Below are 25,572 nucleotides of genomic sequence, written 5' to 3' on the forward strand. Positions count from 1 at the left end.
TTCGAGTAAAAATGTGCATGCTCAAGTGATGGGACTGTCCGCCGCACCAGAGCCAAATACTTCAGCGACCAGCTATGCGCTCGCGATCCGCGCGCGCAATGGTGATCCTGAGGCTTTTGGCGTGCTTATAGCTGAGCACTATGATGTAATCTACCGTACCGCGTGGCGGTGGTGCGGAAATCGCGATGACGCCGAAGACATCGCTCAGGAGGTTTGCGTCAAGATCGGCCAGGCCATTGCCGGGTTTGACGGGCGCAGCGCTTTTTCAAGTTGGGCCTATCGCATTACGTTCAATGCCGTGCGCGACTTTCAACGCGCGCGGCAAACACGTGGGAACTATGCCAAGGCTTATTCGCAGGTCTCACTCGATGATCAGCCCGCCGAACAGGAAATGGCCACCACAAGCAATGAGCTTTGGGCGGCGGTGCGCACACTCCCTGAGAAACAACGCGACGCTGTGCTCTTGGTCTACGCCGAAGAGCTGAGCCACGCCGAAGCCGCAGAAATTATGGGTATCAAGGAGGCCACTGTGTCCTTCCATGTCCACGAAGCCCGCAAGACTTTGAGGGGGTTCTTATGAGCCACCAGAACGATCCATTTTCCTCGTTGAACCGCGTAGAGCCGCCAGCACCGCGAGACGATGCGCGCGCTCGTGCTTTGGCCGCCGCGACCGCTGCCTTTGCCGCTGCTCAGGCCGAGGACACGCAAAAAAACGAAAAACCGACCCAAGGTTCTGCTTGGGGTGGCCGTCTTATGTCCATCATCAAAAACCTCTCGAAGGGTTCGATCATGGATATGCGTCTTCCTATCGGCAGTTTGGCCATTGCCGTCGTTGTGCTGCCACTCGGGTATCATCTGTACAACTCGACTGCGCTGACCCAAGCCCCGTCTGTCGTTGAAACAGAAGCAGACACGCAGAAGCTTGAAGTAGTGCCGGCCGAGCCCGCTATTGTGCCAGAGGTATTGGCAGACGCTGCGCCCGCTATTGCGCAAAAAGCGCCGGCGGCGCCAGCGCTCGACATGGCCATTGCCCCGCCGCCAGCGCCATTGCCATCAGAGTCGATCATGCGTGCGCCAGCGCCATCGGTTGGAGCCATCGCTACCCGCGAAGCGGCGCCGATGGTGCAGGGTGGTATGCCTATGTCCGCAATGGCCGAGAACCCTGTAGGTGGCAGTTTTACCGAGTTTGACGAGCAACGCCTCAAGGTCGCGGCTGAAGAGCCGGTTTCGACATTTTCCCTTGATGTTGATACGGCCAGCTATGCTTTCACGCGCCGAGCGCTCAACGATGGCTTCGTGCCGCCAGCGGACGCTATTCGTATCGAAGAGCTGATCAATTATTTTCCTTATGATTATCCCGCGCCGGAGGCAGATGGTGCGCCGTTCTCCTCAGAGGTCAAAATCTTCCCGACGCCGTGGAACAATAAGACCCAGATCATGCAGATCGGCATCAAGGGTAGCGAGGTGGTGCGTGAAGAAATCAGCAGCAATCTGGTGTTTCTGATCGATACGTCTGGATCAATGGAATATGCCGACAAGCTCCCGCTGCTCAAACGCGCCTTCGCGCTTCTGCTGGATCAGCTGTCGGATGACGATACGGTCTCCATCGTCACTTATGCAGGCTCTGCTGGCGTGGCGCTCGAGCCAACGAGCGCGAACAATAAAGCCAAGATTATGGACGCACTTGATCAGCTCTACGCCGGCGGCAGTACGGCTGGGGCGGAAGGGATTGAGCTCGCCTATAAGCTGGCCGAGCAAGCCAAGATTGCGGGGGGCACCAATCGGGTGATCCTCGCCACCGACGGTGATTTCAACGTAGGTATTGATGACACGCGCGCCCTTGAGAAATTCATTGCGATCAAGCGCGACAGTGGCATTAGCCTCTCTGTTTTGGGCTTTGGGCGGGGCAATCTTGATGATGCGACCATGCAGGCGCTAGCCCAAAATGGGAACGGCAATGCCAGCTATATTTCGAGCTTTGCTGAAGCTCGAAAAGTGTTGGTTGAGGCGGTGGGCGGAACGCTCCACACCATAGCCAAGGACGTCAAAGTTCAGGTCGAATTCAATCCGGCAGTCATCGCTGAGTATCGTCTGATTGGTTACGAGACCCGCGCATTGAACCGCGAGGATTTCAATAATGATGCGGTGGATGCGGGCGAGGTTGGTGCTGGGACGACCGTGACTGCGCTTTATGAAATTACCCCGGTGGGGTCGGGTGGGGAGCACGTTGACCCGCTGCGCTATGGGCAGACCTCGCCAACTGGGACGGCTGAGGAAATCGCCTTTTTGAAAATGCGCTATAAGGCGCCTGAGGGTGCGGTTTCCGAGCTAATTGAAGTGCCGATTACGCCCGAGGTGGTTTATGGCGACATTGCCGACGCTGGCGTTGATGCGCAGTTTGCCGCCGCTGTTGCCGCCTTTGGTCAGAAGCTGCGAGGCTCTTCTTATGGAAAAACTATGAGTTGGGACGAGATCAAAACCCTCGCACAAGCTGGGCGAGGCAATGACGAGGGCGGGTATCGTGCTGAGTTTATCCGCCTTATCGGCGACGCGGCAGCGCTACAGCCAGACCGCGCGGTAAAATAATATAAGGGGCCGGACAAACCGGCCCCTTGTTTTTGGTTATGCTGGCAGAAGCCTAGACGGAGGAGAGCGGACTGTGCGGGGATTTGATTTTTCGACGTGGCAGGGAGTGCTCACAAGTCTGATTGGCATCGCTCTGTTTGCTCTGGTTGGTATTGGCATTCGACTGGTGATGATGACGACCATTCAGCAGCGCCAGCAGCGAATGAACCGCCAAATCAATGAGCGGCTTAAGACGCTGATCGCTGCCTATAAGGTTTTGGGTGGTTCCTTTACCGGGCGCCTTTCGGTTGATCCGCGCCATTTGCGTGACATCCGTGCAGCGGAAAAAGCCGCTGCCGAAAGTGGGGAGGTCGAAAGCTCGCCGCGTACAATGAGCGATGAAATGTTCGAAAGGGTGCGCCAGGTGCGCGATGCGGTGGAGGCCGCACTGTCGGACATTATTCTTTTGGGCACTGATGAACAGGTGCGGCTTGCCGAGAAGGCGGCGCGAGAGTTGGTGGCTGGCAATCAAATCCATACCCATGACCTTGTGGTGTCGCTGCGCAATTATATTCGCGATGCGCTTGACCTGGATCCCATTCCCAAAGACCTCGAAATTCCAATGCAAGGACCCACACGTCCTGCCGCTGGCGGTGCTCGTGGCGGGCGTGGCGCGGGTTCAGGAGGTGGACGTGAAGGAGGCGGTGGCGGTGGCCAAGGGGGAGGGGGCGCCGGTGGCACTGGCGGCGGGATGGGAATGGGACTTGGCATGGGAGGGCGCGCGGCAGACGACGGGCTCCCTCCCTCCCGACCATAAGACAAAAAAGCAAAGGCCGGAGTTTCCTCCGGCCTTTAGTTTTTATTCGAGCGGCTTGAGGCCCGCCTCGATTTGAGCGCGGTGCGGCTCCAGGAATGGTGGTAGCGCTAGGCTTTCGCCCAGAGTTTCCATTGGTTCGTCGGCAGCAAAGCCGGGAACGTCTGTCGCGAGTTCGAACAGGATACCGTTCGGCTCACGGAAGTAGAGCGAGGTGAAGTAGAAGCGTTCCACTTCGCCCGAGGAGCGAATGCCGAAGCTGTTGATCCGGTCGATCCAGGCGCGCAGATCATCCTGATCCTTGGTGCGGAAGGCGACGTGGTGCACCCCACCAGCGCCCGGGCGAGCCCGTGGCAGATCTGGATTGACCGAGACATGCACTTCAGCGCCCGGACCGCCGGGACCCATTTCGTAGACAAAGACCTCGCCCTTGCTGTCGCGGGCCGGATAGTTGCGCACCTGACGCATGTTCATGACGCGGGTCAGCATAGCATCGGTTGGAGCCAGCTCCGGCACAGACAGCGTAATCGGGCCAAGACCGATAATCTGCTTGTCGGCAGGGACTGGCGACTTCGCCCAAGGAACAACCTTGTTCTTGTCGTCGACGAGGAGACGGAAGCGCTGGCCTTCGAAATCCTCAAAATCCATCGAGACATGACCGAAGCGTTCTTTGATGCCGCTGGTCGCAACATTCTGATCAGCCAAATGCTCCTTCCACCATTGCAAGGTCGCTTCGCTATCAACACGCAGGCCGGTGCGGCCGACGGTGTGATTGCCGCGCTGTTCACGCATGGTGGGGAAGTCGAAGAAGGTCAGGTCTGCGCCGGGCGAGGCAACGCCGTCACCGTAAAACAGGTGATAGGCCGAGGTGTCGTCCTGATTGACCGTCTTCTTGATCAGACGCATGCCCAAGGTCTTCGTGTAGAATTTCAGGTTGCGCGGTGCATCTGCCGTCACTGCAGTCAGATGGTGAATGCCGCCAAGTTCCAGGGACATTTTGTATTCTCCTAGCGCGGCGCCAGTGCGCCGTTGTTCGAGACTGAATGTATGTCAGGATTAGGGGTTCAGAAACTGCGTAATAGGCAACGGATTGGTGTCGATTGATGAACAGTCCGACGCAGGAGAAACAGAAAAGCCCCGACCGATGCCGGGGCTTTGTGATTGGGGAATATGAGACAGATCAGTTCGCCTGTGGGGTCATGAACGTCTCAATGAGGTATTTCCAGCCGCCAGAGTAGCGTGCGTATTCCTGAGCGCATTTGTTGGAACGGCTGAACGGTACAAGATTGAGATCATCAGTTTTCTCAATCCATTCGTTTTCACGACCGACGATGAATTCGGGGTGGTCATGGTAGAAACTATTGAGCATCGCAGCGCCCGAGACGACGACGTCGGCATAGGTTTCCGGGGCAGCACCCATGAGCAGGCACATGATGTCGATGCTGCGCTTGGCGCCGAATGTATGGGTATCGGCCCAATATCTAGGGTTCACTTCCACCCCTATCGGAAGCCAGCTTTCAAAGAAGTAGGCACCCAGTAGAGCGAGGCGTGAGGAGCGCTCCTGCAGGGGTTGCCCGGGTTCATCTGCCGCGAGCAACAGGAAGGTGGCGAACTGGTCGACGGCATCTTCTTCGCGGCCCGTGACGGGTAGTTCGAACAAATCGACCATGCCGTGGCCGATCTCGTGGAGCATTACGAATGCCGTTGAGCCGAGAAGAACTTCGACCTGGTCGGCCCACTTAGAGGCGTTCCGATAGGCGTCCTCTTTCTCCTGAAAGCTCTGGTTGAACCCGGTTAAGAGCTCGTAGCACATATTTATTTCTTTTAGGGCCGGGCTCCAGTACGCGTTGGATTCCCCGCAGTTCTTAAATCGGACCGGCACGTCCTGCGGTAGGGCAATCTGATCGGCAAGCGAGTCCAGCAAGCCAATGAACGCTGGCTCATTCTGTAGCGTCGTGCGCACGAGCGCTTCTTCACGTGTTGTCGTTGCCTCGAAGGACACGACGAACCGATGCTGACCCAGTTGTTGACCCGCCGCTGCGCCAGGCTCGAGAGCATCAAGCTCGACTTTTTCGATCACGGTTGGCGTTTCAAGATCACCTGCTGTGCCGGTGTCCTGAGCCAATACGGCCGTTACGCCGAGGGAGAGAACCGCTGTGGCGAGAGCGAGAGATGTGATTTTCATGTGTGTCTCCTCGTTCCCGCTCAGTTCGACTTCGGGGTCATGAAAGTTTCAATCAAATAGTCCCAGCTCGCCTCATATTTGGCGTAGGCCATTGGGCACTGCTGAGCGCGCATCCACGGGATGAGATTGAAATCGTCCGTCCGGTTGAGCGCTTCAATCAGTGCAGGAGATGTGAAGGCGTCCGGGTTCTGCTCGGCGTAGTCGGCGATCATGGAGAAGCCGGGGATTACTGGTAGGGCATAAGCGTCGGGATCGGAGCCAAATACCAAGCAGAGCATATCCATGCCGCGTTGCTTCGCTAGGCTGTGCTCATCGCCCCAGTAGTGGCGCGGCGCACGTTCCATCGGCAGTTCAGTTCTCATCATGCCATATGAGGCGAGGAGGGCTAGACGCGACGGACGCTCCGCTAAAGCCTGATCCTCCTCATCGGAATTGGTCAGTATAAAGATTGCGAACTGATCGACGACGTCTTCTTCGCGGCCCGTGATAGGCAGGTCGAAGAGTGTCACCATGCCATGTCCGATTTCGTGCAGAAGCACGAAAAGCGTTGAGCCGATGGTGACTTGGCGGTGGTCCGCCCATGGGAAGATTGGTGCGAACTTGTTGTCCAGCATCGAATAATCATCGAAAAACTGGGCCGCGAGTTCGTAGCACATGGTTACGGTATGGTCGTCGCGGCTCCAGTATGCATTGGCGTTGCCGCACTCCTGGAAAATCACGGGTACATTCTCAGGAAGGGCGATCTGGTCGGAAAGCTCATCGAGAACGTCGGAAAAAACGCCAGACCGTTGCAGCATGTTTTTGATCAGAGCGAATTCGTTGTTCTGTGTCGGAGCGAACTCTACCGTGAACCTATACTCGCCCAGTTCGTCACCAACGGCAGCTCCCGGGAGCAAATCGGCTGGCACACCGGCTTCCAAAACCATGAAATCTTGATTGGTTTGGCTTGGCTCGGCTTGCGCAAAAGCCGGATTTAGCGCCAAAGCCATGAGCCCCGCCGCTCCAAAACACGCAAATTTCATACTTACTCTCCCGCCCGCAATTTGTGCTCGTTCAGAGACTTACGCTGATCGGCTAGGGCGCGGTCAAGGAGGTTGAGTGAATAATACTTACTGATTTCTGCCGGTATGCAGCGGTTTAGTATCGAGCGGGCGCTTGGCTTAGCTTCGCATGATCTTGTTGAGTGCTTTGCCCTTGGCCAATTCATCGACCAATTTGTCCATGAAGCGGATGTTCTGGACTGTCTCATTGTCGATGTCTTGAACGCGGATACCGCAGATCACGCCCGTTATGAGTGACTTAGCAGGATTGAGTTTTGGCGCTCGGGCAAAGAAAGCTTCAAGCGTGCGTTCATCTGCTATCGCCTCGGCCAGGCTCTGCGCATTGTGGCCGGTGAGCCAGAACAAGACCTGGTCGAGTTCCTCTTTCGAGCGTCCTTTACGCTCAATTTTTTGCAGATAGAGCACATAGATTTTGCCGAATGTGTAATTGAATAGGCGTGTGTGATCGCTATCCATGTTCTGGCTCGTCCCAGTTAAGAGTATGGTGTTTCACAAAACTTGCGAGACATTATTGGCTATGATGAAATCCCTGCGGAGGATTTCATGACGAAGAATATTTCTATTGTGGCTCTCGCGCTTATCGCGATTGTTTTCTGTTTTCCGGTATCTGACAGCTTTGCGCAAGAAGGAACGCGTTGCAACATTAAGGGCAACGTCAGCACTCGTGGCGAGAAGATCTACCACGTTCCCGGGCAGCGTTATTACGCCGAGACCCGCATTAGCGCGTCGCATGGAGAGCGCTGGTTTTGTTCCGAACAAGAAGCTCGGGCCGCAGGCTGGCGTCGATCGAAGGTGTGAAGGCGGCTATAGTTCGTGACATCGGCCGGCTGACCATTCCATTCGCGCCGGTAATGTCGTTGAATTGTGGTTCTGACTTCGGTTGATTGATCCTGCGTCTTTTTGTGGGTCGACATTCTAACAGGCTGTGAAGGGGAGGGGATAAGTCCACTTCACATTCCTGCAATCCTATTTTCATCCCGCCGCTTGTCGCGCTACAAGGGTGAGAACAAAGGATGAACAATGGCTCCGCTGACTCTCAACCGAAAGCTCGCTATTCTCGCCGATGCAGCCAAGTATGACGCGTCTTGCGCGTCGAGCGGCACGGAGAAACGCAATAGTTCGGACGGCAAGGGGATTGGCTCGACCGAGGGGAGCGGCATTTGCCATTCCTACGCACCCGATGGCCGCTGCATTAGCCTGCTCAAGCTGCTCCTGACCAATTTCTGCATCTATGATTGTGCTTATTGCATCAATCGTTCGTCCTCCAATGTTCAGCGCGCGCGGTTCTCTGTCGAAGAGGTGGTCAACCTCACGCTCGATTTTTATCGTCGCAACTATATTGAAGGCCTTTTTCTATCATCGGGGATAATTAAATCGCCGGACCATACGATGGAGGAGATGGTGCGCGTGGCCAAAGCGCTGCGCGAAGTGCACCATTTCAAGGGCTATATCCATCTTAAGGTTATCCCAAATGCCGCGCCGGAACTGCTGATTGAGGCCGGGCGGTGGGCCGATCGTCTCTCGACCAATATTGAGCTGCCGACCGACGTGGCGCTGGAAACCTTGGCACCGGAAAAGCGACCTTCGGAAATCCGTACGGCCATGGCCAATCTGCGGGGCAAATTGGACGAGACCAAGCCCGATAAAAAGCAGCTGTTGAGCAAGGCCAAGAAGCAAAAATTCGCGCCTGCCGGGCAGTCCACGCAGATGATTGTGGGCGCAGACGGGGCCAATGACAGCGCAATCCTTACCCGCGCGGCGGGGCTTTATTCGGGCTATCGGCTCAAACGAGTTTATTACTCTGCATTTTCGCCCATTCCCGACGCATCGTCGCGCCTGCCGCTGAAGGCACCGCCGCTGATGCGGGAACATCGGCTCTACCAGGCCGATTGGCTTATTCGGTTTTATGGATTTGATGTTCCTGAAATTGTTTCGGGTGGGGATGATCAGGGGCTGCTTGATCTTGCGATTGACCCCAAATTGGCTTGGGCTCTGAAACAGCGACAGAATTTTCCCGTGGATGTGAACCGCGCCGATCGGGAAATGTTGCTGCGCGTGCCTGGGCTTGGCGTGCGTAGCGTCGATCGCATCATCGCTTCGCGTCGGTTCCAGCGCCTCCGGCTTGAAGATGTGGCGAGGATGGCCGCGTCTATCGACAAGGTTCGCCCCTTCATCGCTGCCTCCGATTGGACGCCGGGCGGGCTGACCGACGACGCAAAGCTTCGCGAAAGGCTCGCCCCGCATCCTGAGCAAATGAGCCTGTTTTAAGCGCTATGTTGGCGATCCGACTGAGCAAGCCCAACGATCTTGAAGAATGGCGCGGCAAGGCGCGTCGCCTGTTGGTGGCAGGCGTTGCGCCGCATGACGTTGTTTGGCGTTTTGGGACAGATCAAAACGGGCTGTTTGAAGCGGGGGAGGAGCTACTGCCGGAAGCCAATGGCCCCGTGGGGGCCGTGCCGAAGGAATTTATGGAGCTGGCGCGTGGCGCGATACAGCACTCCGATCCTGCGCGGTTCGACGGGCTTTATCGATTGTTGTGGCGGCTGCAAAAAGACCGCTCACTGGTGCATGTGGCCTCTGATCGCGACATGCTTCTACTGACGCGGCTCGCCTCTGGGGTGAGACGAGACAGCCACAAGATGAAAGCCTTTGTGCGGTTTCGGCGGCTCGAAGACGAGAGCTGCGCCAATGGCGAACATTTTGTCTCGTGGTTCGAGCCGGAACACTTTGTGCTCGAGACGACTGCGCCCTTTTTCGCACGCCGCTTTGCCAGCATGGATTGGGCCATTATCACACCCTATGCCAGCGCCTTTTGGGACACGGAGACGCTCACTTTTGGGCCGGGCGGCCAAAAGAGCGATGTTCCGCAAGAGGATAGCGTCGAGGACGATTGGCGCACCTATTATCGCTCCATTTTCAATCCGGCGCGGTTGAAGGTGTCGATGATGAAATCGGAGATGCCGGTCAAATATTGGAAGAACCTGCCTGAGGCCGAGGAGATTGGAAGCCTCATCCGCGATGCCAAGGCGATGGAAGTGCAGATGATTGCGCAGGCAAGCTCGCAACCGCCTTCGCGCCATATGCGGATGCAGGACCGGGTTGTGGCAGCGCAACCGGTGGATATTGAAACCTTGGCCGATGCGCGGGAGGCAATCCATTCTTGCAAAAACTGTCCGCTCCACGAATTCGCCACGCAGCCAGTGTTTGGCGAAGGTCCGGAAAACGCGGAGGTTTTGTTTGTCGGGGAACAGCCCGGAGACAGCGAGGATCTGGCGGGCAAGCCCTTCATTGGGCCTGCAGGGCAAGTGTTTGATGAGGTTTTGGGTCGGGTCAGGATCGACCGAAAAAAGATCTATGTGACCAATGCGGTCAAGCATTTCAAATTTGAACCGCGGGGCAAACGGCGGATCCACCAAAGGCCTACCGCAGGCGAGGTTCAAGCGTGTCGGTTTTGGCTCGATATGGAGATTGCTATGGTGAAGCCGAAAATCATCGTGGCTTTGGGCGCGACAGCGGCCGAAAGCCTCTTCGGTCGGCGTGGCGTTTCCATTGCCGAGAGCCGAGGGAAGCCGTTCGCATTGGACAATGGTGCGCTCCTCTTTGTGACCAATCACCCCTCCTATCTCCTAAGGCTGCCGGACCCTGCAGTGCGGCAGGAGGAAATGGAAAAGTTCCAATCGGATCTGACACTTGTGCGAAACCTCATGATGGAAAAGGATATTCACAGCCTTGGTGCTGAAGCGCTTGACTTCAAAAGCAGACGGTTTTAGTAAGTCGCTCATCGGCGCACAACGCTGATGCCCTTGAGGCGGAGTAGCTCAGTTGGTTAGAGCGGCGGAATCATAATCCGTGTGTCCCCAGTTCAAATCTGGGCTTCGCTACCAATTTTAAGGCCCTGAAAACGAGAGTTTTCGGGGCCTTTTGGTCTTCAGCGTTCTGTTTTTTGGTCGGCTCATGCTGCGATTTTCGCGGCAAGGGACGACGCTATGCGCTGCGCAAATCTGCACAATTGTTATCAAGGGGAACCACCCACGCCGCCTGCGGTTCCGTTGTCATGACGTGATTTTAGGGTGGTCGGGATGAAGCTGACGCGACGGAATGTGTTGCTTGGATCGGGAGCCCTGCTTCTCGCGGGTGCTGGCGCGATCACAATCCCCATGGCGTTGCGTCCGGGCAGTTTGCAGGCGTCGACGTCGCGCGCCCGGCCTGTGAGCGGGCAAGGAACCCTGCCGGCGGAAGCCGATGTGGTCATTATCGGCGCGGGGATCATGGGCGTCTCCACGGCATTCTTTCTGGCCGAAAAAGGCCTTTCCGTCGTCGTTTGCGAAAAGGGTCAAGTGGCCGCGGAGCAATCGAGTCGAGCCTATGGGCAGGTCACCAATTTTGGCCTGCCGCAGGAGGTTGTCGAGCTTGGTCAGCAGAGCAAAATGCTCTGGCAGGGGATGAACGCCCGGATTGGGCAAGATACGAGTTATCGGGCCTACGGGCGGGTGCAGGCTTTCAAGGAAGACAGCGAGATTGAAGAGGCGCGTGCGTGGCTGGCAAAGGCCGAAGCCGTGGCGCCTATTCAGGCTCCTATTCGGGCTCGATTTGTCGAGGGGGCAGAGCTGGAGCAACTGTTGCCCGGGGCGCAATCTGAGTGGAAAGCTGGGTATTATCAAGACGATGATGGCGGGATGGAGCCTGCGTTTGCAGCGCCTGCTGTTGCCGAAGGAGCGATGGCGCGGGGCGTGACCATTGTTACCGAGTGTGCTGTGCGCGGGTTTGAAACTGAGGGTGGGGCGGTGTCCCATGTCATCACCGAAAAGGGGGTGGTGCGGACGAAGGCCTTGGTGGTTGCGGGTGGGAGCTGGTCGCGTCTGTTCCTCGGTAACGCCGATATCAACTTCCCGGTTCTGCCGGTTTACCTGTCCCAGCAACGCATTGCGGGCGTTGAGGGGCCGCCTGCTGTGGGCGCAGCCGGGCGTGTGGTTTGGCGCAAGGAAGTGGACGGGAGCTATTCGAACGGTCCTCGTTTTATGACCGCTCCGATTTTGCGCGATAGCTTCTCGTTACTCTTTGATTTTCTGCCGGTTCTGCCGGAAATGCTCTCCGGTGATACGCCGCTTGATATGACTTTAGGCTCTGATTTGCCGCGGTCTTTTGGCATTGAGCGCTCGTGGAAGCTCGATCAGCAAACGCCGTTTGAGCGGGCCCGTATTGTGGCGCCAACGCATAATGATGGCACGCTGGATGCCTCTTTCGGCTGGCTGAAAGACGAGTTTCCGGCGTTCTAGGAGGGGCGTGTTATCGAGCGTTGGGGTGGCATGGTCGATGTCGCTAAGGACGAGATTCCGGTGATCAGCCCGGTGCCGAGTACGCCGGGACTTCTTGTCATGGGCGGGTTCACTTTCGGCCTGACGCAGGGGCTGGGCGCGGGGGAGCTTATGGCAGATCTCGTTGCCGGGGATGTGCCGAAAATTAACGCCAAGAACTTTGAATTGGCGCGGATCACTGTGGGTTGAAATGTTTCTTTTCCACAGCGGGTGTTCTTGCTTGCGCGGAAAAAAGACATGTCCTATAAGGCCCTCGGTTCGCAGCAATGTTGCGAATTATGGTTGCCCGGGTAGCTCAGTTGGTAGAGCAGCGGATTGAAAATCCGCGTGTCACTGGTTCGATTCCGGTTCCGGGCACCATTTCCTTTTTCATCATAAAATCTCCAAAAAGTTCAAATGGCGCAGACACTTGCGCGGTTCGATAACCGTGTCCGCGTTGGTATGCGAGCTTCTGTGCAAACACTAGTTTAAGCACCGCGCGACGGTCTTCTGCGCGCGGAGAAAGCCAGAGTTTCTGGGGGTTTGCGAGGAAGTCGAAAGCGGTTCGATAAGTTTCGCTAAAGCCTCTCACTGGCTTGCCTGTTCGAGCTGCTTTGTCGCTCAACATCGCTTTGTGAATTTCGAGGTCTTTGATTTTTCGTTCGTAAGCAGAGACAACAGACGCGCTCGTCGTATCGACAATGCGTTCGAGCAATTGATCTACCTTGCGACCAGTCTCTGCGATCTCTTTGCGCAACTGCACGACCTGCTCACGGGCTTGAGCTGCCTTCGCATCCCACAAGTCTCGGAAGATTTGCGAGGCAAGGTCCATCATCCCCTCAGCAGGTCGAAGCTGCGCCAAGAGTTTTTCAAATTCACTTTCGATGACCTCTTTGCGGACAGACTTCCGGGCCGATGCGCAGCCTCGTGTATCGCAGAGGTAATACGGATAGGACGCGCTACGGCCTTTTGACCAACAGGAAGTCAGCGGCTCTCCACAATCGGCACAGGTTACAAATCCACGTAGCGGGAAGTCCTCTGCGAAATCCTTGCGCACAGGAGACTTCGCCATTCCCTTATGCCGTGACTGGACCGCCAACCACGTTTCCAGCGATACCAACGGCTCATGCTTACCTGGAACGAGGTGCAGACCCCATTGCTCATACGTCATGTGACCGGCGTAGCTGGGGCGCGAGAAAAGCTCGTTGACGCGCTCTTGGTGAACTTCACCGCCGTGATCTTTTGGCCAAGCCGGTTGCGCTTCAAGAAAGCGCTTCACCTCGACGATGGTTTCGAAGCGACCAGAGGCATATCCCTCCAGTGCTGCGATAACGATGGAGGCGTAAGGCTCATCGCGCACCAGCATCTTGCCATGCCCAGGCTTGCGCTCCATGCGATAGCCGATAGGTGCTTTTGAAACCCAATATCCGTTCATGGCGCGAGCGCGCATGCGGTTGCGGGTCTGCTCCGCGTTTTTCTGGCGCTGATGCTGAGACACCGACGCCATGAGGTTTTCATGCAGAATGCTGTCGGCATCGTCTCCAAACTCGATTGACGGACTTTCCAGCTTGCCACCAGCTTCGCGCAGAAGATCGCGCAAATCCCAATGGCCGCGAATATCGCGGGCGAAGCGTGTGATGTCATCGATGATGACAACCCATCCTTCCCCGCGATGCTTTTTAAGCAGCTTTAGCATCTCCTTCATGGCGGGACGGTCAGTCGTCCCGCCAGAGGCGTCGTCATGGAACACGTCAACAATGGTATAGCCGCGATACCCAGCATACTCGCGCGCACGCGTTTCCTGGCTACGCAGGCCGTCGCCCTGGCTGACTTGTTTTGTGCTCGATACACGGCAGTAGATCACTGCCTTGGCTTTTGTGACGTTATTCATCGACTCCCCCCTTCTCCCCACCAGCGGCAGGAGTTGCGAATGCGCTGGAAAGGTCGCTCTGGTCAGTTTCTGGCTGTGATGTGTCTGAGCCTAGCATGACGGATCGACGGACTTCATCTCTCGCGTGCATTTCATGCACATGCTGAACGGAGTCATCGCCAAAGGCACTGTCGACAAAGCTCGCCATGATCTTGCGCATGGCAGACACCATCTCAATTTTGGAAGACAGCGGCATATCAAGGTGAGCAATAAAGCTCAGATAGTGAGCGAGGGACTCGGATACGGCGAGATCAGCCGGAGCAGTTTCGTGTGTTTCTAGGCTAATGATTTCCACAGTTCTGTCTCCTTGCTTGCTCCTTCCGGTTATTGTTGTCCCAGAAATTCCATTCGATAAGGGTGAACAATACAAGAACATTACTCAAAAAGCAAGAATAAATTCCTATTTTGTCAGTGAAGTTTTTCATGGAAATAGCTGCGCTGGGAAACCGCCCTTTGCTTAAGTCTATGTTTTTATTGCATTAACGATTGCTAGCTAGGCTTTACCGGAGGATCAAACACAGCAGATTGCGATCAACACAACCAGATTGCCAAGTCTCCTAGCTCTTATTACGGAAACGCCCAGTTGCAACGTTGGAGCGCACCCCATTTTGACCGGACAGGCGGCATAGCCGATAAGGCATAGGCATGCGCCTATGAGTACGACTATGTCCAAGAGTTCAGATGAGCCGTTTCGACGGGTCGAAGTCATCACCTCCGTGCAGCGCCGGCGTCGCTGGTCCGTTTCCGAGAAGGTGCGGCTGGTTGAAGAAGCCATGCAGCCCGGCATGAGCGTTTCCTACGTGGCACGCCGCGCTGGCATTTCCCCCTCTCAGCTCTTCGCCTGGAAGCGCCGCATGCTCGAGGGCGGCCATGCGGCTGTCCAGGCCGACGAAGATGTTGTGGGCGCCTCTCAGGTCCGCGAGTTGGAGAAGCGCGTGCGCGACCTCGAGCGCATGCTGGGCAAGAAGACCATGGAAGCCGAGATCCTGAAGGAGGCTCTGGATATCGCGCGCCCAAAAAAACGGACGTCGCCCTTGCTGTCGTGGAGCAATCCCGAGGACGATACCCCATGAGCGCCATTGCCAGAACGTTGGGCGTGTCTCGGTCTAACCTGATCGAGCGCGCCAGCAAGCCTTCAAAGCCTCGCGGACCCTATCGCAAGGCCGATGATGTGGCCCTTCTTGCCGAACTTCGCCCGATCATCGATCAACGCCCCACCTATGGCTATCGCCGCGTGTCGACATTGCTCAACCGGCAGCGGCGTAAAGAGGCCAAACCCACCGTCAACACCAAGCGGGTTCTAAGGGTCATGCAACAGCACGGGCTCACCCTTCAAAAGCATACTGCCCTGCGGCCCACACGCACCCATGACGGGGTCGTCGTTGCCCTGCGCTCCAATATCCGCTGGTGTTCAGATCATCTAGAGATCCACTCCCGCAATGGCGAGGTGGTGCGTATCGTCTTCGTTATCGACGCCTGCGATCGGGAGATCATTGCCTGGTCGGCCGTCGCCAATGCCGGCATCTCCGGCGAGATGGTCTGCGATCTGATGATCGCGGCCGTCGAACGCCGCTTCAAGACCCTCAAGGTCCCGCAGCGACTGGAGTGGCTGTCGGACAATGGCAGCGCCTATATCGCCAGGCAGACCGCACAGGTGGCCGCAGCATTGGGCATCGACTTGCTCTTCACCCCGGTTCGAAGCCCGCAGAGCAACGGCATGTCTGAGGCGTTCGTCAAAACCCTGAAAAGGGACTATGCCTCAACCGTCATCCTCCCAGACGCCGGCACAATCCTGGCCTTGCTGCCAGGATGGATCGACGATTACTGTGAGGTTCACCCGCACTCCGGGCTCAAGTTCCGCTCACCACGCGAGTTCCTGCGCCTCAGTGCCTAAACCCAACCGCCGCCTGTCCGGTGAAACAGGGTCCACTCCAAACGTCCGCCTACGCGCTTGAAAAACCCTAATTATCTAGGGGCGAAGATCGACGCTAAGACCTTCGAAATGCTCGTACGAATTTTTGTGCTCGATAGAGCAGCATACATGGCTGCCAACGAACTTTCACTGAGCACTAATACCGTGCGCTCCATCTTCCTGAAACTTCGCACGTTCTTTGTCGAAGTAGGTCTCTTTCCGACGCAAGACGAGAAGCCCGACCCATCGGAACATCCGAGAGATCCGATAGAGTACCGTCTCCACGTTTTAGCGCTTCATCAACTCCGCGTTTCCGAAATGCGGGGTTTGAGGGGGTCGGAGACGTCCCGCTTGGCGCACCTAGCCGAGTCACGGTGGCGCATGCACCACTTCGATTTGATCCAGATAGACGCCATAGAAACTTGGACTTTCATGGCCGACTGCCTCTTGGAGCTTATCAACTGCTGCGGACCCGTTGGAGGTAAACCGGCAAATTTAGAGGTTGCGGAAAGGATCATTCGTTGCCAGGCCGAAGACCGAGAGCAGAGACGCAAGAACCTTACAAAAGTGCAGAATTAGGAAGTGCAAGATGTGCGGTGTAGTACCGCAATCTTGGCAAGGGGGCCGCTGCGCACCCCCGTTGCATCCCCCAAGCCGTGGCACCTTTGAGGCATTGAGCCTCTTCTGCGCCATCCGAACGACGCCGTTCGATCCCGCTTGGATGGAAGGCGTTCCGCCCTGTCCAAGACCTTGACCCTGACCAGACGTGATTGCCGCTGGACCGCAACCGAGGGCGTCCGCCGCCCTTGGAACCGCGCCGATGGTTCCGCCCATGGAGACGACCGGGAGCCTTCAGCGCTCCTCGGGACCATCGACCAACCGTGCGCCGATTGGATGCCGATATAGGCGAACAGACTTAAGAACCTCTGCAATTTCCATAGCATCTAACGCGCATTAATTGCTTTCGTAACATTTCCTATGTCGGCATACTGCATTGTTTGGGGGGGAACATAATGCTGGAGCGTGGTTCAATTTGGCGTCGGTGGGATCTGCACATTCACACGCCCGATACGAGCATGAATGACCAATTCGGGAGTTGGGATGAATTCCTGCAGGCTGTCGAAAACCAGTCGCAAGTGCGTGTCCTAGGAGTCACCGACTATTGCCTGTTGGAAAATTACTCCAAGCTCAAGGCCTACCGCGACGCAGGCAGGCTCAAGGACATTGAGTATGTCATTCCCAATCTTGAATTTCGTCTAGCGCCTCCCACTGACAAAGATACCGCAGTTAACATCCATTTGCTTGTCTGCCCGGACGATCCGCAGCACGAAACCCACATCAGTAATGCCCTTGCGAGGCTCCATTGGCAGTACAACCACAAGAGATATTCTTGCACCAAGCCTCAGCTCATGTCTCTTGGCCTGGCCGTTGATCCATCGATTACGTCCGAAAAGGACGCACTTTCGAAGGGCGTAGAACAGTTTAAGATCGACTTCAGCGCTTTTCGCGACTGGTATTTCCAAGAACCATGGCTTCGATCCAACTCGCTCGTCGCTGTTTCTGGCAACAAGGATGGATTGTCTGGCTTCCTTGTAGACGGCGGTTGGGCAGCGATGCGCGAAGAGATCACCCGGCTTAGTGCCATAATTTTTTCGGGCAGACCCGGCGAGGCCGAATTTTGGATAGGCGCTGAGGCAGGCAAAAACCAAGACTTTATGTTTAAGCTCGGAGGACCGAAGCCTTGCGTCCATGGTTCCGATGCTCACGAACTCAGCAAGCTGTTCAAGCCTGACGAGGACCGCTTTTGCTGGATTAAGGCTGACCCCACGTTCGAAGGTTTGAAGCAAATTCTCCTTGAGCCCGCTGATCGGGTTTACATCGGTCCTACCCCACCGCTTTACCACGATAGCGCAAGGGTCATAGAGAGCGTGACACTTAGGCGGACCAACGGCTGGTTCAACGAAGAAACCATCCCCCTAAACCCAGGATTGGTATCGATCATAGGACAGAAGGGTTCAGGTAAGTCTGCCCTTGCAGAGCTAATTGCATATGGCGCTGGCAGCTGGGAGCCTACGGACGGCAGCTTTCTGGGGCGGGCCGGGTCTCATCTGGATGGTCTAGAAGTTGAACTGAAGTGGGGCGATGGCCACGCAACTACTGAATTTCTAGGCCGGAACTTTTCCGCCGTTGGTAACGTCCGGTTCTTGTCTCAGAGATTTGTGGAGAAGCTGTGCGCCAACGACGAGCTGGGTGAGGACTTGGTGCGAGAGATTGAGGCGGTCATATTTGATGCACTTGATCCCACCGACACCTTAAATGCCTCTACGTTTCAAGAACTGCGTGAACTTAGGACCGACACCACCCGAGAAGAAGGCGAACATCTGCGGGAAGAAATGCTTAGGCTCATCCGGGACGAAACTGCGCTGAGGCAGACGCTAGGAAAAATACCTGAGAAGCAGCAACGTTTGACTAAACTTATTGAGGAGGCCGATGGCCTCAAGAAGCAGATGCCACAGCCTGCCTCCGCGGAAGAGGCTAAGACGCAGGCCGATTTGCTGGCCGCGCGTTCAAAATTGGGCCAACTTCAGGCAGACATTGGTACACATAAACAAAAGCGCCAGAAGCTTGTTGACGTACGTGGTCGGATTCAGGGTGTCACACGCGAACTGGATAGGTTTCGTGATGAAATCAAGCCAATCCTCGTTGCCGCAGACATATTAGAAGGCGACCATTCTCTATTTGTCCCTGCCTTCCCTAGTGGCTATGACGCCGTCCTTAAAGCCCGCGATGCAGCACTGGTTCAATCAATCGCTGCGTTGGAAGGAACTCCGGAAAATCCCGAGTCTCTGCTCGGCGTTCAAGCAAGTATTGATAGGCTGAGCAAACTAGAGTCCGATGACAAGGCGCGACATGATCGCGTCAAAGGCATTCAAACGCGACTTGCTGCCATCGATGTCGAGATGCAAAGACTCTCCACTGAGATCGGTCAACGTGAGGCCATCCGCAGCGAGATTGAATCCTCGCGAAAGAAAAGACTGGATGCTTACATCGCGTTCTTTTCCAATCTTGCGGATGAGCAGAAGATACTGGAGGAGCTCTATAAGCCTGTTCACGACAAGCTGGCTCACAGAGAGCACGAGCAAGACCTCCAGTTCTCCATCAGGTGGGAGGCGGATCTCGACCGCTGGATAGCGCGGGGGAGTCAGTTGATGGATCAACGAAAAGCGGTTCCTTACGGCACGATCGATGGAATGCGGCAACAGGCCACGCAGCTTCTGGTTGCAGCATGGACCTCTGGCGACCCCGTTCGAGTTGGAAAGGCTCACGAGAAATTTATGGAGGAGTTCCGTAAGCTTCCTCCTAGCGACTATCTACGAAATGGCGTGACGTTCGAAGAACTGCTCACCTGGCTGTATGACGTTGATCAGGTGGGGCTGAATTATGGATTAAAGTATCGAGGAACGGACTTGGAAAAACTTTCGCCCGGGACGAAGGGCATTGTTCTTCTAATTCTATATCTTGGTCTCGATGAGCGGGATACGCGACCACTTGTTGTCGATCAGCCTGACGAGAATCTTGATAACGAGTCCATATTTGAACTTTTGACCACATACTTTCGCTCAGCCAAAAGGCGGCGACAAATAATTCTAATCACTCACAATCCGAACTTGGTGGTCAACGGAGATTCTGAACAGGTGGTAGTCGCTACTGCCAGAATTGGCGAAAGCGGCCTGCCGTACATCAGTTACGTGGCCAACTCGCTAGAGAACTCGGCAGCCGATGAAACTGGAATTCGGCAGCGCACGTGCAAAATTCTCGAAGGCGGAACGAAGGCATTTCAACGGCGGGAACGTCGATACGCCTTGGTTGCGTAGCATCTCTTCAGCCTACGTCGTTGCACTGCGAGCACTACAGCTGGACGATCTCGCTACGGTGATACATCTGGGTAATTTCGCTATGCTTTATTCTGAATTGGCTACGTCGCTTTATCTCGGGACGAGGCGATGATGCATTCTCAATTTTTATGGCCGGATCGTATGAGACTACGTCTGCAGCAAACGCTTTCAAAAAGAGCAAAAAGTCTGTCTGCTCACAAAGCAAAATCCTAGGCCCGTAAGAGTACTCTGGTGGCGGTGTGCGAAACAATGAAGGAACATAGGCCGCTTGGGCGTGCTTGCGGTTCCAGTGCTCCATCATTCCTTTGAATGACCACGCAGCGGCCACTTCATTCAAACGCGAGAGGAGCTGAATGCCCCCTTCCAAGTTGGTGATTGTGCCCCTCGCTGCATCGTATCCATCGATGGAAATCCGTAAGCCAGTGTCAGCGTGATGGTCTTTGGTGCAAGTGTAAACACCACCGAAATTAATTCTGTCAGGTTTTCCGCTTTTGTCAGGATAGCCATAGCGACGCAAAAATTCGGCAGGTCCCATGTCTTTGTAAATACCGCCGGTGGGTTCGGGCGTCATCAGGGTCACCGGGGTTTTAGGCAGGAACTTGGTGAAGTTCCCAACGCCGTATTGCTTAACTTCCCAGCCCATGAAGTCTGGCTCAGAATACCCGTTGGGTGTAATTCCAAGCTCCGCCTCCAGAGTATAGCCACCACCGTTGCGCGCAGCGTAGGGCATCTTTTGGCCGTCTTTGGCAAGCTTCTGCGACGAGATCCAGTTGAGTTGATAAACGCGGCGAAGCTCTGAAAGCAGAATGTCTCTTGGGCTTTGCTTGCTATCTGGCGCCGTCGGAAGCTCAATGAAGACGCCAACGCTCTGCCATTGGCGCGCATTGATTTCCGTGGCGATCGGGTGATCCCCGCCCACAGCGTAACCGAGCACGTCTCCGGCATTTGTTATGCCAAAAAACAGGATGCGGCCTTCATCACGCACGGTCAGCAGGTTCGAAGGTGCAGGTTTGCAGCCCTGCAGAAAGCCAGACATACGCACCTCGGGATAATCCGGATACAGGATGAGCTGTGCCTGCGGTGCTTGGTGCTTGCCATTCTGATCAACCCAGAAGAAGCGAACCGGTGCCTTAGGACGGTCCTGCTTACTCCCGGCCATAGGCCGCGTGTCTGTGTAGATTTCGCCGTGAGGGATAATGTTCAGCGCACCAAACCCGCCGCCGAGATAAATCTGGTTCTTCGAATTATCGTTGGGTGCGAGTTTCTTTGCGTAAATCCGGTCAGCGCCATGATCAACGAAAAGTCGGAGCAGCCCCGATAATGAATCAACCAAACTATATCCCCTCAATTACTAGAGATTCTTCGGTTGATTTTACCCAGCTTGCAAGGGTTTGCATAGCGTTAGCCTCGTTCAGCCTGGTTTTACCCTTAAGCGCGCATTCCCAGACGATGGCTACGCGCCAGCCCAAGCTTTGCAGTTTCTCAATTGCGCGAAGATCGTTAGCGACATTGCGCCCGATCTTCTGTTCCCAGAATTCCTTGCGCGTCGCTGGCCACTTAAACAGATGGCAGCTGTGCTGGTGCCAGAAACATCCATGGACAAAAACGACCGCGCGGTGTTTGGGGAACACCAGATCCGGTTTGCCGGGCAGGTCTTTGACATGCAGTCGGTAGCGAAGACCTTCGGCGTGCAAAGCCCTGCGAACCGTCAGCTCAGGCTTGGTATGGCTGCCTTTGATGGCAGCCATGTTCCGGCTTCGGGTCTGCGGATCGTGAACATCCACAATCAGGCGGCCTTGCGCTGGCTCCGCGCGCTGACAAGGGCCTGAATGTGCGGCAGCATGACCCTGGCAACTTCACAGAACACTGGCACTGCCACGGAGTTGCCGAACTGCTTATAGGCTTGCGTATCAGAGACCGGGATTTTGAAATCCTCCGGGTAGCCCATCAGGCGCGCGCACTCTCGCGGCGTCAGGCGGCGCGGGTTCTTTTTCTTTCCCTGGCTGATAAGAATTTCTGATCCGTCCTTGTAGTAACGAGCGGAAAGGGTGCGCGCGACATCATCCGGTGTAACCAGCCCAAAGCCAAAGCCATTGCCTTTGGCTTTATGCTTTGCCGAATAGTCCTGCAGATATTGCCATAGCTTATCGGTCAGGGTGTACTTCGCATTCACAAGGCCCTTTGGGTTCATGGTGTACGGCTCTTCCGGCTGCTCAAAGCCATCTTCCGGATGAAGAATGCTGCGCAGGCGCACTGCGCCTTTTTCCGGAAGAACCATGTCATCCCAGGAAAAGGGAACGTCATCGCGGAAGCCAACGATCACAATACGTTCCCGGTGCTGAGGCACGAAGTGCTTCGCGTCAATAATGCGGTAATGAACGTGATAACCCAGTTCTTCCCGTAGCGTCTTTATGATGACGTCAAAAGTGCGGCCACGATCATGGCTCTGAAGGTTCTTGACGTTCTCTAAGAGGAAAGCTGCGGGGCGCTTTGCCTGCAGAATACGAGCTACATCAAAAAACAGAGTTCCTTGCGCCTCGTCGAGAAAGCCATGGCTTCTGCCGAGCGAGTTTTTCTTTGAGACGCCAGCTATAGAGAATGGCTGGCAAGGGAAGCCTGCAACTAGCACATCGTGATCAGGAATATCATCCGTTGAAACCTTCGTTATGTCGCCCTCAATTGGACGATTGTCCCGGAAGTTCGCGGCATAAGTCTGTTGAGCGTACTTGTTCCATTCCGATGTGAAAACGCAGTGGCCGCCTATTGCGTCGAATCCGCGTCGTAGTCCACCAATCCCAGCGAACAGATCAATGAAGGTAAAGCTGGTATTGGCAGGCTCAGGTTTGCCCATAAGCTTGAGCAGCTCTAGGACGTTTTTCCGAGGCTCCGCTTCACCGGTCTCAAACCGGTAAATTTGCCGCTCAGTATAACCAAGCTGTTGAGCGGCCTCGCGAATTGTGAGGCCAGCTTGCAGGCGGAGGTCAGAAAAAGAAGACATGAGAGCCTTTCTCCAGCGTGAATCGCTGGGTCGATTTCTGACATGATGTCATTGGAACAAAAATGGAACAAGAAGGAAAGTGTAAAAACTAACAGCTATCCCGGATGGCTCATTTTCATATGTCTTCTGCCGTTTGGCTCAGTTCGTCAGCTTCATAATGATCGACCTGGACACCAGATAGTTCGAAGACCTTCTGGGCGTACTCATAGTGCTCCCGCCATTTTTGATCTCTAGACGGATTTAATCCTGACGCGGGGACAACAACGCGAACAACACCGGCAGCCACTACCGCGCGTGCGCAATCAGCGCAGGGAAAAAGCGTGCCGTATAGGGTGCTGCCGTGGAGATCGACGCCGTTTTGCATAGCGCTAATGACGGCATTTCGCTCCGCGTGTTCCAGCATATAATACTTCCAAAGAGGGTCCGACTTGACCGCATTGTGAGTGTCTGCTCGGCTGTAATGGTAAGCCTCCGGCGGCTTGTTGCTTCCGCTGGCGAGAATATTTCCTTGTTCGTCGGCAATCAAAACCCCGACTTGCCTGTCAGGGTCGTGACTTAAATCGCGAGCTGCTGCGAGTTGTGCAATAACACTACGATCTTGTTCAGAGACGGGCATTCCAGAACCTTATTCTATTGCAAATGTGAATTATATCACATTTATATTGTACTAGGCTAACTTGTGATGGTTGAGATCAGCTCAGCCAAGGGGGGGATTATGAAACTGATAGCAGGCACCGAGCTAGATCCAAAAAGGTACTTTACGGGCAGCTATCCAACAGCGCAGGCGTCAAGTTTCGACCTTTCTATAGGCTGTATATATGACGAGACGGGGACAGAGGTCCCCCGCTTCAATCTTAAGCCTGGCCACATGGTGCAGGTGGTTTCAAAGGAGATTTTTAACCTTCCTGCAAACACGACCGGCCACGTGACCTACAAGACGACGCTGACCCAAGAGGGCATTTGGGCTCTGACAGTCGGTATTGTTGACCCCGGCTGGAACGGACCAATTGCCACCACGCTACTCAACTTTAGCAAGGTCGAACACACCATCCATCAGGGCGACAAGTTTCTGCGCGTAAGTCTGTTTGAGCATGAGGCTGTTGGCGCAAACCTCATGAGGAAAGCTCCGGAACTGGAAGTCTATCGGAAACAGGTTCAGTCACGTGCGTCGTCCCGGTTTCCTCACACTTTTATGAACCATGATCTGATCGCAGAACAGGCTGGCAAAAAAGTCATGTCGAGAATTCGCGTGGAAGCACTGGCTTGGATTGGGCTCAGCGCGATACTGTTCACAGTGATCCAAGTCTTCGCACCACCGGCGGCAGACGCGGTCCGAAATTGGGGCGCGCCGTCTATTAATGAGGAGCTTTTAAGCACCGTCACCATTCTCGAAGAACGGATCAAGACGCTGGAAGCAGAACTTTCGTCGGGGTCTGCGAGGACAGAGACACCAGCAGTGGTGGAAGAACCTGATGTTCCGGAAACATCGGAACCTGCGGTTGAAGGTGGTGTAGACGGTACGCCGTCGCCTTAATTGATAGCCACTAGCGCAGGAGACCGTAGGGAATGGAAAGGCACAGCGTCAGGAGTTTAGATGGCCTGAAGGAGGTTATAGCCCTCTATGGCTCGGACTCTCTTTTTCGTGGTCAGGTGCGGCAATATGAGGTCGATGGTGCACCTATCATAAACACCTCATTTTCGCGCAATGGCTGCATTCCACCATTGATGCTCAGATGGTCGCACTATTCCAGCTTCATCCTCGCTGCTCTACTTGGCCAAGATCAACGCAGCATCAGCCTTGAGTTCACGCAGGCTGTCCTTCAACACTATGGCTGGCGGTCCTTCTATCTTGACGCATCCGTTTCGCCAGCGGTGTCTGCCTGGTTTGCTTCCCACGTTTTTAGCGGCAAGCGCTCAATGGAAATATGTGAAGATTGCTTTGAGGATCCTCTCTTCCTCGTCAAATTTATGGCGAACTACTCCTATGAGGAAGGTACGGGCTACCTCTATGTCCTTTCAAAGCAAGCTCTTGCTAAGTGTGGTCATGGACTGGTCGATCTGTCCTCCATTGAAATGGAAGATTGCCGTCCACGTTTTCATGCGCAGAGGGCTTGGTTAGTTGGGCCACTGCACGGAAATTTGCCTTCCGAATGCATCTTAGCAATTATTGAAGCACCACGGGTAGTATTCAAGGAACTATCAAACGAGGCCGGTTTTGTAGAGACTTCTGATCTATTTCCTCGGATTGACGAAGATCCTGTACTCGAACTGCTCACAAGTATGCCGTGGAAGAAAATTAAAATTCCCGGCGAGAAAGGTGATGACGGCTTACAATTTTTCGATCAGCCGTTCGAGTTTCCAGAGTATCACGATAGCTTCCGAAAACATAACCCGCCACACATTGCATATTACGACGGTAAGTTTAGTCCGATGGCCCGAATGACAGAAGACATCGCGATCTATGACGTACCAGAAATAGTAGTTTACGGCTTTGCAGATCCGGTCTCGACCAAATTCCCACGCGTGGCCGAATTACTCCAGCAGGACGAGCGCCATTTCATATTCGAAATTGATACCTTGGTTAGAAGACCTGGTCGTCTCTCGCAAGAGTATCTGAAAGGGGTGGCGGTCTCTAAGGCCGAGAATGGATTGTTGTCGGTGGCAGACTTTGTGGTGGAGCACCCCGGCCTTCAGATGCATGGCTGCGGAGTGAATATGGGATGGCACTACAAGATTGTGGATGATGGATCGTGGCACCGTGTTGTAACGAAAGACGACTGCCCGTGTAACAATAACTCGATTCATGAGCATCATCTGTCGATGCTTACGATCATCGAGGATCAGCTCACGCAAGATCCAACGATGGTTGCGCGGCGCCAGTTTGAAGATATGAAGGAGAACAGTATAGATGTTTGAA

21 protein-coding genes, 2 tRNA genes and 1 pseudogene are annotated in these 25,572 nt (G+C 55.0%); 14 read left to right on the plus strand and 10 right to left on the minus strand.

The genetic code is table 11. From position 1 onward, the window contains the following. The first annotated feature begins 28 nt into the window (after positions 1-28). From HKD40_RS08805 to HKD40_RS08815, 3 genes are all read left to right on the plus strand, one after another. Positions 29-580: an RNA polymerase sigma factor gene (locus tag HKD40_RS08805; protein ID WP_169195369.1), complete on the plus strand. Its 552-nt coding sequence runs from the start codon at positions 29-31 to the stop codon at positions 578-580. Continuing rightward, on the plus strand, positions 577-2,586 hold the full coding sequence (locus HKD40_RS08810; RefSeq protein WP_169195370.1) for a VWA domain-containing protein: 2,010 nt from the start codon (positions 577-579) through the stop codon (positions 2,584-2,586). The genes HKD40_RS08805 and HKD40_RS08810 overlap by 4 nt, the downstream gene beginning before the upstream one ends. Before the next feature lie 73 nt (positions 2,587-2,659). Beyond that, positions 2,660-3,382, plus strand: a complete 723-nt coding sequence (locus tag HKD40_RS08815) for a hypothetical protein (RefSeq protein WP_169195371.1) — start codon at positions 2,660-2,662, stop codon at positions 3,380-3,382. 42 nt (positions 3,383-3,424) lie between these two features. Here the strand turns inward: HKD40_RS08815 and HKD40_RS08820 are convergent, their stop codons facing one another. The 4 genes from HKD40_RS08820 to HKD40_RS08835 form a co-directional block, all read right to left on the minus strand. Then, positions 3,425-4,375, minus strand: a complete 951-nt coding sequence (locus HKD40_RS08820) for a ring-cleaving dioxygenase (protein WP_169195372.1) — start codon at positions 4,373-4,375, stop codon at positions 3,425-3,427. A 184-nt stretch (positions 4,376-4,559) separates the two neighbouring features. Continuing rightward, entirely contained in the window at positions 4,560-5,564 is a 1,005-nt protein-coding gene (locus HKD40_RS08825; protein WP_169195373.1) for a DUF4344 domain-containing metallopeptidase, read from the minus strand. 20 nt (positions 5,565-5,584) lie between these two features. Beyond that, on the minus strand, positions 5,585-6,586 hold the full coding sequence (locus HKD40_RS08830; RefSeq protein WP_169195374.1) for a DUF4344 domain-containing metallopeptidase: 1,002 nt from the start codon (positions 6,584-6,586) through the stop codon (positions 5,585-5,587). A gap of 138 nt (positions 6,587-6,724) precedes the next feature. Further along, positions 6,725-7,081 (minus strand): DUF2200 domain-containing protein, encoded by a 357-nt coding sequence (locus HKD40_RS08835; RefSeq protein WP_169195375.1) that lies wholly within the window; start codon positions 7,079-7,081, stop codon positions 6,725-6,727. A gap of 87 nt (positions 7,082-7,168) precedes the next feature. On the opposite strand from HKD40_RS08835, the gene HKD40_RS17865 reads away from it, so the two are divergent. The 7 genes from HKD40_RS17865 (at position 7,169) to HKD40_RS08870 (ending at position 12,300) form a co-directional block, all read left to right on the plus strand. Further along, a complete protein-coding gene (locus HKD40_RS17865; protein WP_248305980.1) occupies positions 7,169-7,423 on the plus strand; it encodes a hypothetical protein in 255 nt (84 codons plus the stop codon). A gap of 222 nt (positions 7,424-7,645) precedes the next feature. Further along, a complete protein-coding gene (locus HKD40_RS08845; RefSeq protein ID WP_169195376.1) occupies positions 7,646-8,893 on the plus strand; it encodes a putative DNA modification/repair radical SAM protein in 1,248 nt (415 codons plus the stop codon). A 5-nt stretch (positions 8,894-8,898) separates the two neighbouring features. Next, on the plus strand, positions 8,899-10,395 hold the full coding sequence (locus tag HKD40_RS08850; RefSeq protein WP_169195377.1) for a UdgX family uracil-DNA binding protein: 1,497 nt from the start codon (positions 8,899-8,901) through the stop codon (positions 10,393-10,395). A gap of 37 nt (positions 10,396-10,432) precedes the next feature. Next, a tRNA-Met gene (locus HKD40_RS08855) sits at positions 10,433-10,509 on the plus strand. Between the two features lie 195 nt (positions 10,510-10,704). Beyond that, on the plus strand, positions 10,705-11,901 hold the full coding sequence (locus HKD40_RS08860; protein WP_169195378.1) for an FAD-dependent oxidoreductase: 1,197 nt from the start codon (positions 10,705-10,707) through the stop codon (positions 11,899-11,901). Positions 11,902-11,913: 12 nt separating this feature from the next. After that, positions 11,914-12,129: an FAD-dependent oxidoreductase gene (locus tag HKD40_RS08865; RefSeq protein ID WP_349236800.1), complete on the plus strand. Its 216-nt coding sequence runs from the start codon at positions 11,914-11,916 to the stop codon at positions 12,127-12,129. Between the two features lie 95 nt (positions 12,130-12,224). Further along, a tRNA-Phe gene (locus tag HKD40_RS08870) sits at positions 12,225-12,300 on the plus strand. Positions 12,301-12,793: 493 nt separating this feature from the next. Here HKD40_RS08870 and HKD40_RS17870 read toward each other — a convergent pair. Together HKD40_RS17870 and HKD40_RS08880 are read right to left on the minus strand one after the other, a co-directional pair. After that, a pseudogene (locus tag HKD40_RS17870) lies at positions 12,794-13,810 on the minus strand (recombinase family protein); the annotation flags it as partial. Then, complete coding sequence (locus HKD40_RS08880; protein WP_169195380.1) at positions 13,803-14,144, minus strand: hypothetical protein; 342 nt, start codon at positions 14,142-14,144, stop codon at positions 13,803-13,805. The pseudogene HKD40_RS17870 and the gene HKD40_RS08880, both read right to left, overlap by 8 nt. Positions 14,145-14,514: 370 nt before the next feature. Between HKD40_RS08880 and HKD40_RS08885 the strand changes: the two genes are divergently transcribed. Beyond that, a protein-coding gene (locus tag HKD40_RS08885) for an IS3 family transposase (RefSeq protein ID WP_248305981.1) occupies positions 14,515-15,743 on the plus strand; the annotation gives its coding sequence in 2 pieces (ribosomal slippage) (positions 14,515-14,863 and positions 14,863-15,743; 1,230 coding nt in all). Positions 15,744-16,774: 1,031 nt separating this feature from the next. Further along, positions 16,775-19,636: a TrlF family AAA-like ATPase gene (locus tag HKD40_RS08890; protein ID WP_349236798.1), complete on the plus strand. Its 2,862-nt coding sequence runs from the start codon at positions 16,775-16,777 to the stop codon at positions 19,634-19,636. 34 nt (positions 19,637-19,670) lie between these two features. Here HKD40_RS08890 and HKD40_RS08895 read toward each other — a convergent pair whose 3' ends face one another. The 4 genes from HKD40_RS08895 to HKD40_RS08910 form a co-directional block, all read right to left on the minus strand. Next, positions 19,671-20,990: an MvaI/BcnI family restriction endonuclease gene (locus HKD40_RS08895; protein WP_169195383.1), complete on the minus strand. Its 1,320-nt coding sequence runs from the start codon at positions 20,988-20,990 to the stop codon at positions 19,671-19,673. A gap of 1 nt (position 20,991) precedes the next feature. After that, a complete protein-coding gene (locus tag HKD40_RS08900; RefSeq protein ID WP_210257066.1) occupies positions 20,992-21,405 on the minus strand; it encodes a very short patch repair endonuclease in 414 nt (137 codons plus the stop codon). Positions 21,406-21,443: 38 nt separating this feature from the next. Continuing rightward, positions 21,444-22,655 (minus strand): DNA (cytosine-5-)-methyltransferase, encoded by a 1,212-nt coding sequence (gene dcm, locus HKD40_RS08905; RefSeq protein ID WP_169195384.1) that lies wholly within the window; start codon positions 22,653-22,655, stop codon positions 21,444-21,446. A gap of 115 nt (positions 22,656-22,770) precedes the next feature. After that, positions 22,771-23,271 (minus strand): deaminase, encoded by a 501-nt coding sequence (locus HKD40_RS08910; RefSeq protein ID WP_169195385.1) that lies wholly within the window; start codon positions 23,269-23,271, stop codon positions 22,771-22,773. Positions 23,272-23,370: 99 nt separating this feature from the next. Here HKD40_RS08910 and HKD40_RS08915 point away from each other — a divergent pair, with 99 nt between their 5' ends. Next, positions 23,371-24,189: a hypothetical protein gene (locus HKD40_RS08915; RefSeq protein WP_169195386.1), complete on the plus strand. Its 819-nt coding sequence runs from the start codon at positions 23,371-23,373 to the stop codon at positions 24,187-24,189. A 32-nt stretch (positions 24,190-24,221) separates the two neighbouring features. Then, complete coding sequence (locus tag HKD40_RS08920) at positions 24,222-25,571, plus strand: hypothetical protein (RefSeq protein ID WP_169195387.1); 1,350 nt, start codon at positions 24,222-24,224, stop codon at positions 25,569-25,571. Position 25,572 lies beyond the last annotated feature (1 nt).

Origin of the sequence: Devosia sp. MC1541, from assembly GCF_012847305.1 — a bacterium.
Lineage (GTDB): Bacteria > Pseudomonadota > Alphaproteobacteria > Rhizobiales > Devosiaceae > Devosia.

What these genes read in the sequence shown, in the direction of transcription:
- HKD40_RS08900 (WP_210257066.1), bottom strand. Translation starts at nt 21,405, where the DNA reads ATGGCTGCCATCAAAGGCAGCCATACCAAGCCTGAGCTGACGGTTCGC.
- HKD40_RS08860 (WP_169195378.1), top strand. Translation starts at nt 10,705, where the DNA reads ATGAAGCTGACGCGACGGAATGTGTTGCTTGGATCGGGAGCCCTGCTT.
- HKD40_RS08890 (WP_349236798.1), top strand. Translation starts at nt 16,775, where the DNA reads ATGCTGGAGCGTGGTTCAATTTGGCGTCGGTGGGATCTGCACATTCAC.
- HKD40_RS08820 (WP_169195372.1), bottom strand. Translation starts at nt 4,375, where the DNA reads ATGTCCCTGGAACTTGGCGGCATTCACCATCTGACTGCAGTGACGGCA.
- HKD40_RS17865 (WP_248305980.1), top strand. Translation starts at nt 7,169, where the DNA reads ATGACGAAGAATATTTCTATTGTGGCTCTCGCGCTTATCGCGATTGTT.
- HKD40_RS08850 (WP_169195377.1), top strand. Translation starts at nt 8,899, where the DNA reads ATGTTGGCGATCCGACTGAGCAAGCCCAACGATCTTGAAGAATGGCGC.
- HKD40_RS08830 (WP_169195374.1), bottom strand. Translation starts at nt 6,586, where the DNA reads ATGAAATTTGCGTGTTTTGGAGCGGCGGGGCTCATGGCTTTGGCGCTA.
- HKD40_RS08915 (WP_169195386.1), top strand. Translation starts at nt 23,371, where the DNA reads ATGAAACTGATAGCAGGCACCGAGCTAGATCCAAAAAGGTACTTTACG.
- HKD40_RS08810 (WP_169195370.1), top strand. Translation starts at nt 577, where the DNA reads ATGAGCCACCAGAACGATCCATTTTCCTCGTTGAACCGCGTAGAGCCG.
- HKD40_RS08835 (WP_169195375.1), bottom strand. Translation starts at nt 7,081, where the DNA reads ATGGATAGCGATCACACACGCCTATTCAATTACACATTCGGCAAAATC.
- HKD40_RS08910 (WP_169195385.1), bottom strand. Translation starts at nt 23,271, where the DNA reads ATGCCCGTCTCTGAACAAGATCGTAGTGTTATTGCACAACTCGCAGCA.
- HKD40_RS08825 (WP_169195373.1), bottom strand. Translation starts at nt 5,564, where the DNA reads ATGAAAATCACATCTCTCGCTCTCGCCACAGCGGTTCTCTCCCTCGGC.
- HKD40_RS08805 (WP_169195369.1), top strand. Translation starts at nt 29, where the DNA reads ATGGGACTGTCCGCCGCACCAGAGCCAAATACTTCAGCGACCAGCTAT.
- dcm (WP_169195384.1), bottom strand. Translation starts at nt 22,655, where the DNA reads ATGTCTTCTTTTTCTGACCTCCGCCTGCAAGCTGGCCTCACAATTCGC.
- HKD40_RS08845 (WP_169195376.1), top strand. Translation starts at nt 7,646, where the DNA reads ATGGCTCCGCTGACTCTCAACCGAAAGCTCGCTATTCTCGCCGATGCA.
- HKD40_RS08920 (WP_169195387.1), top strand. Translation starts at nt 24,222, where the DNA reads ATGGAAAGGCACAGCGTCAGGAGTTTAGATGGCCTGAAGGAGGTTATA.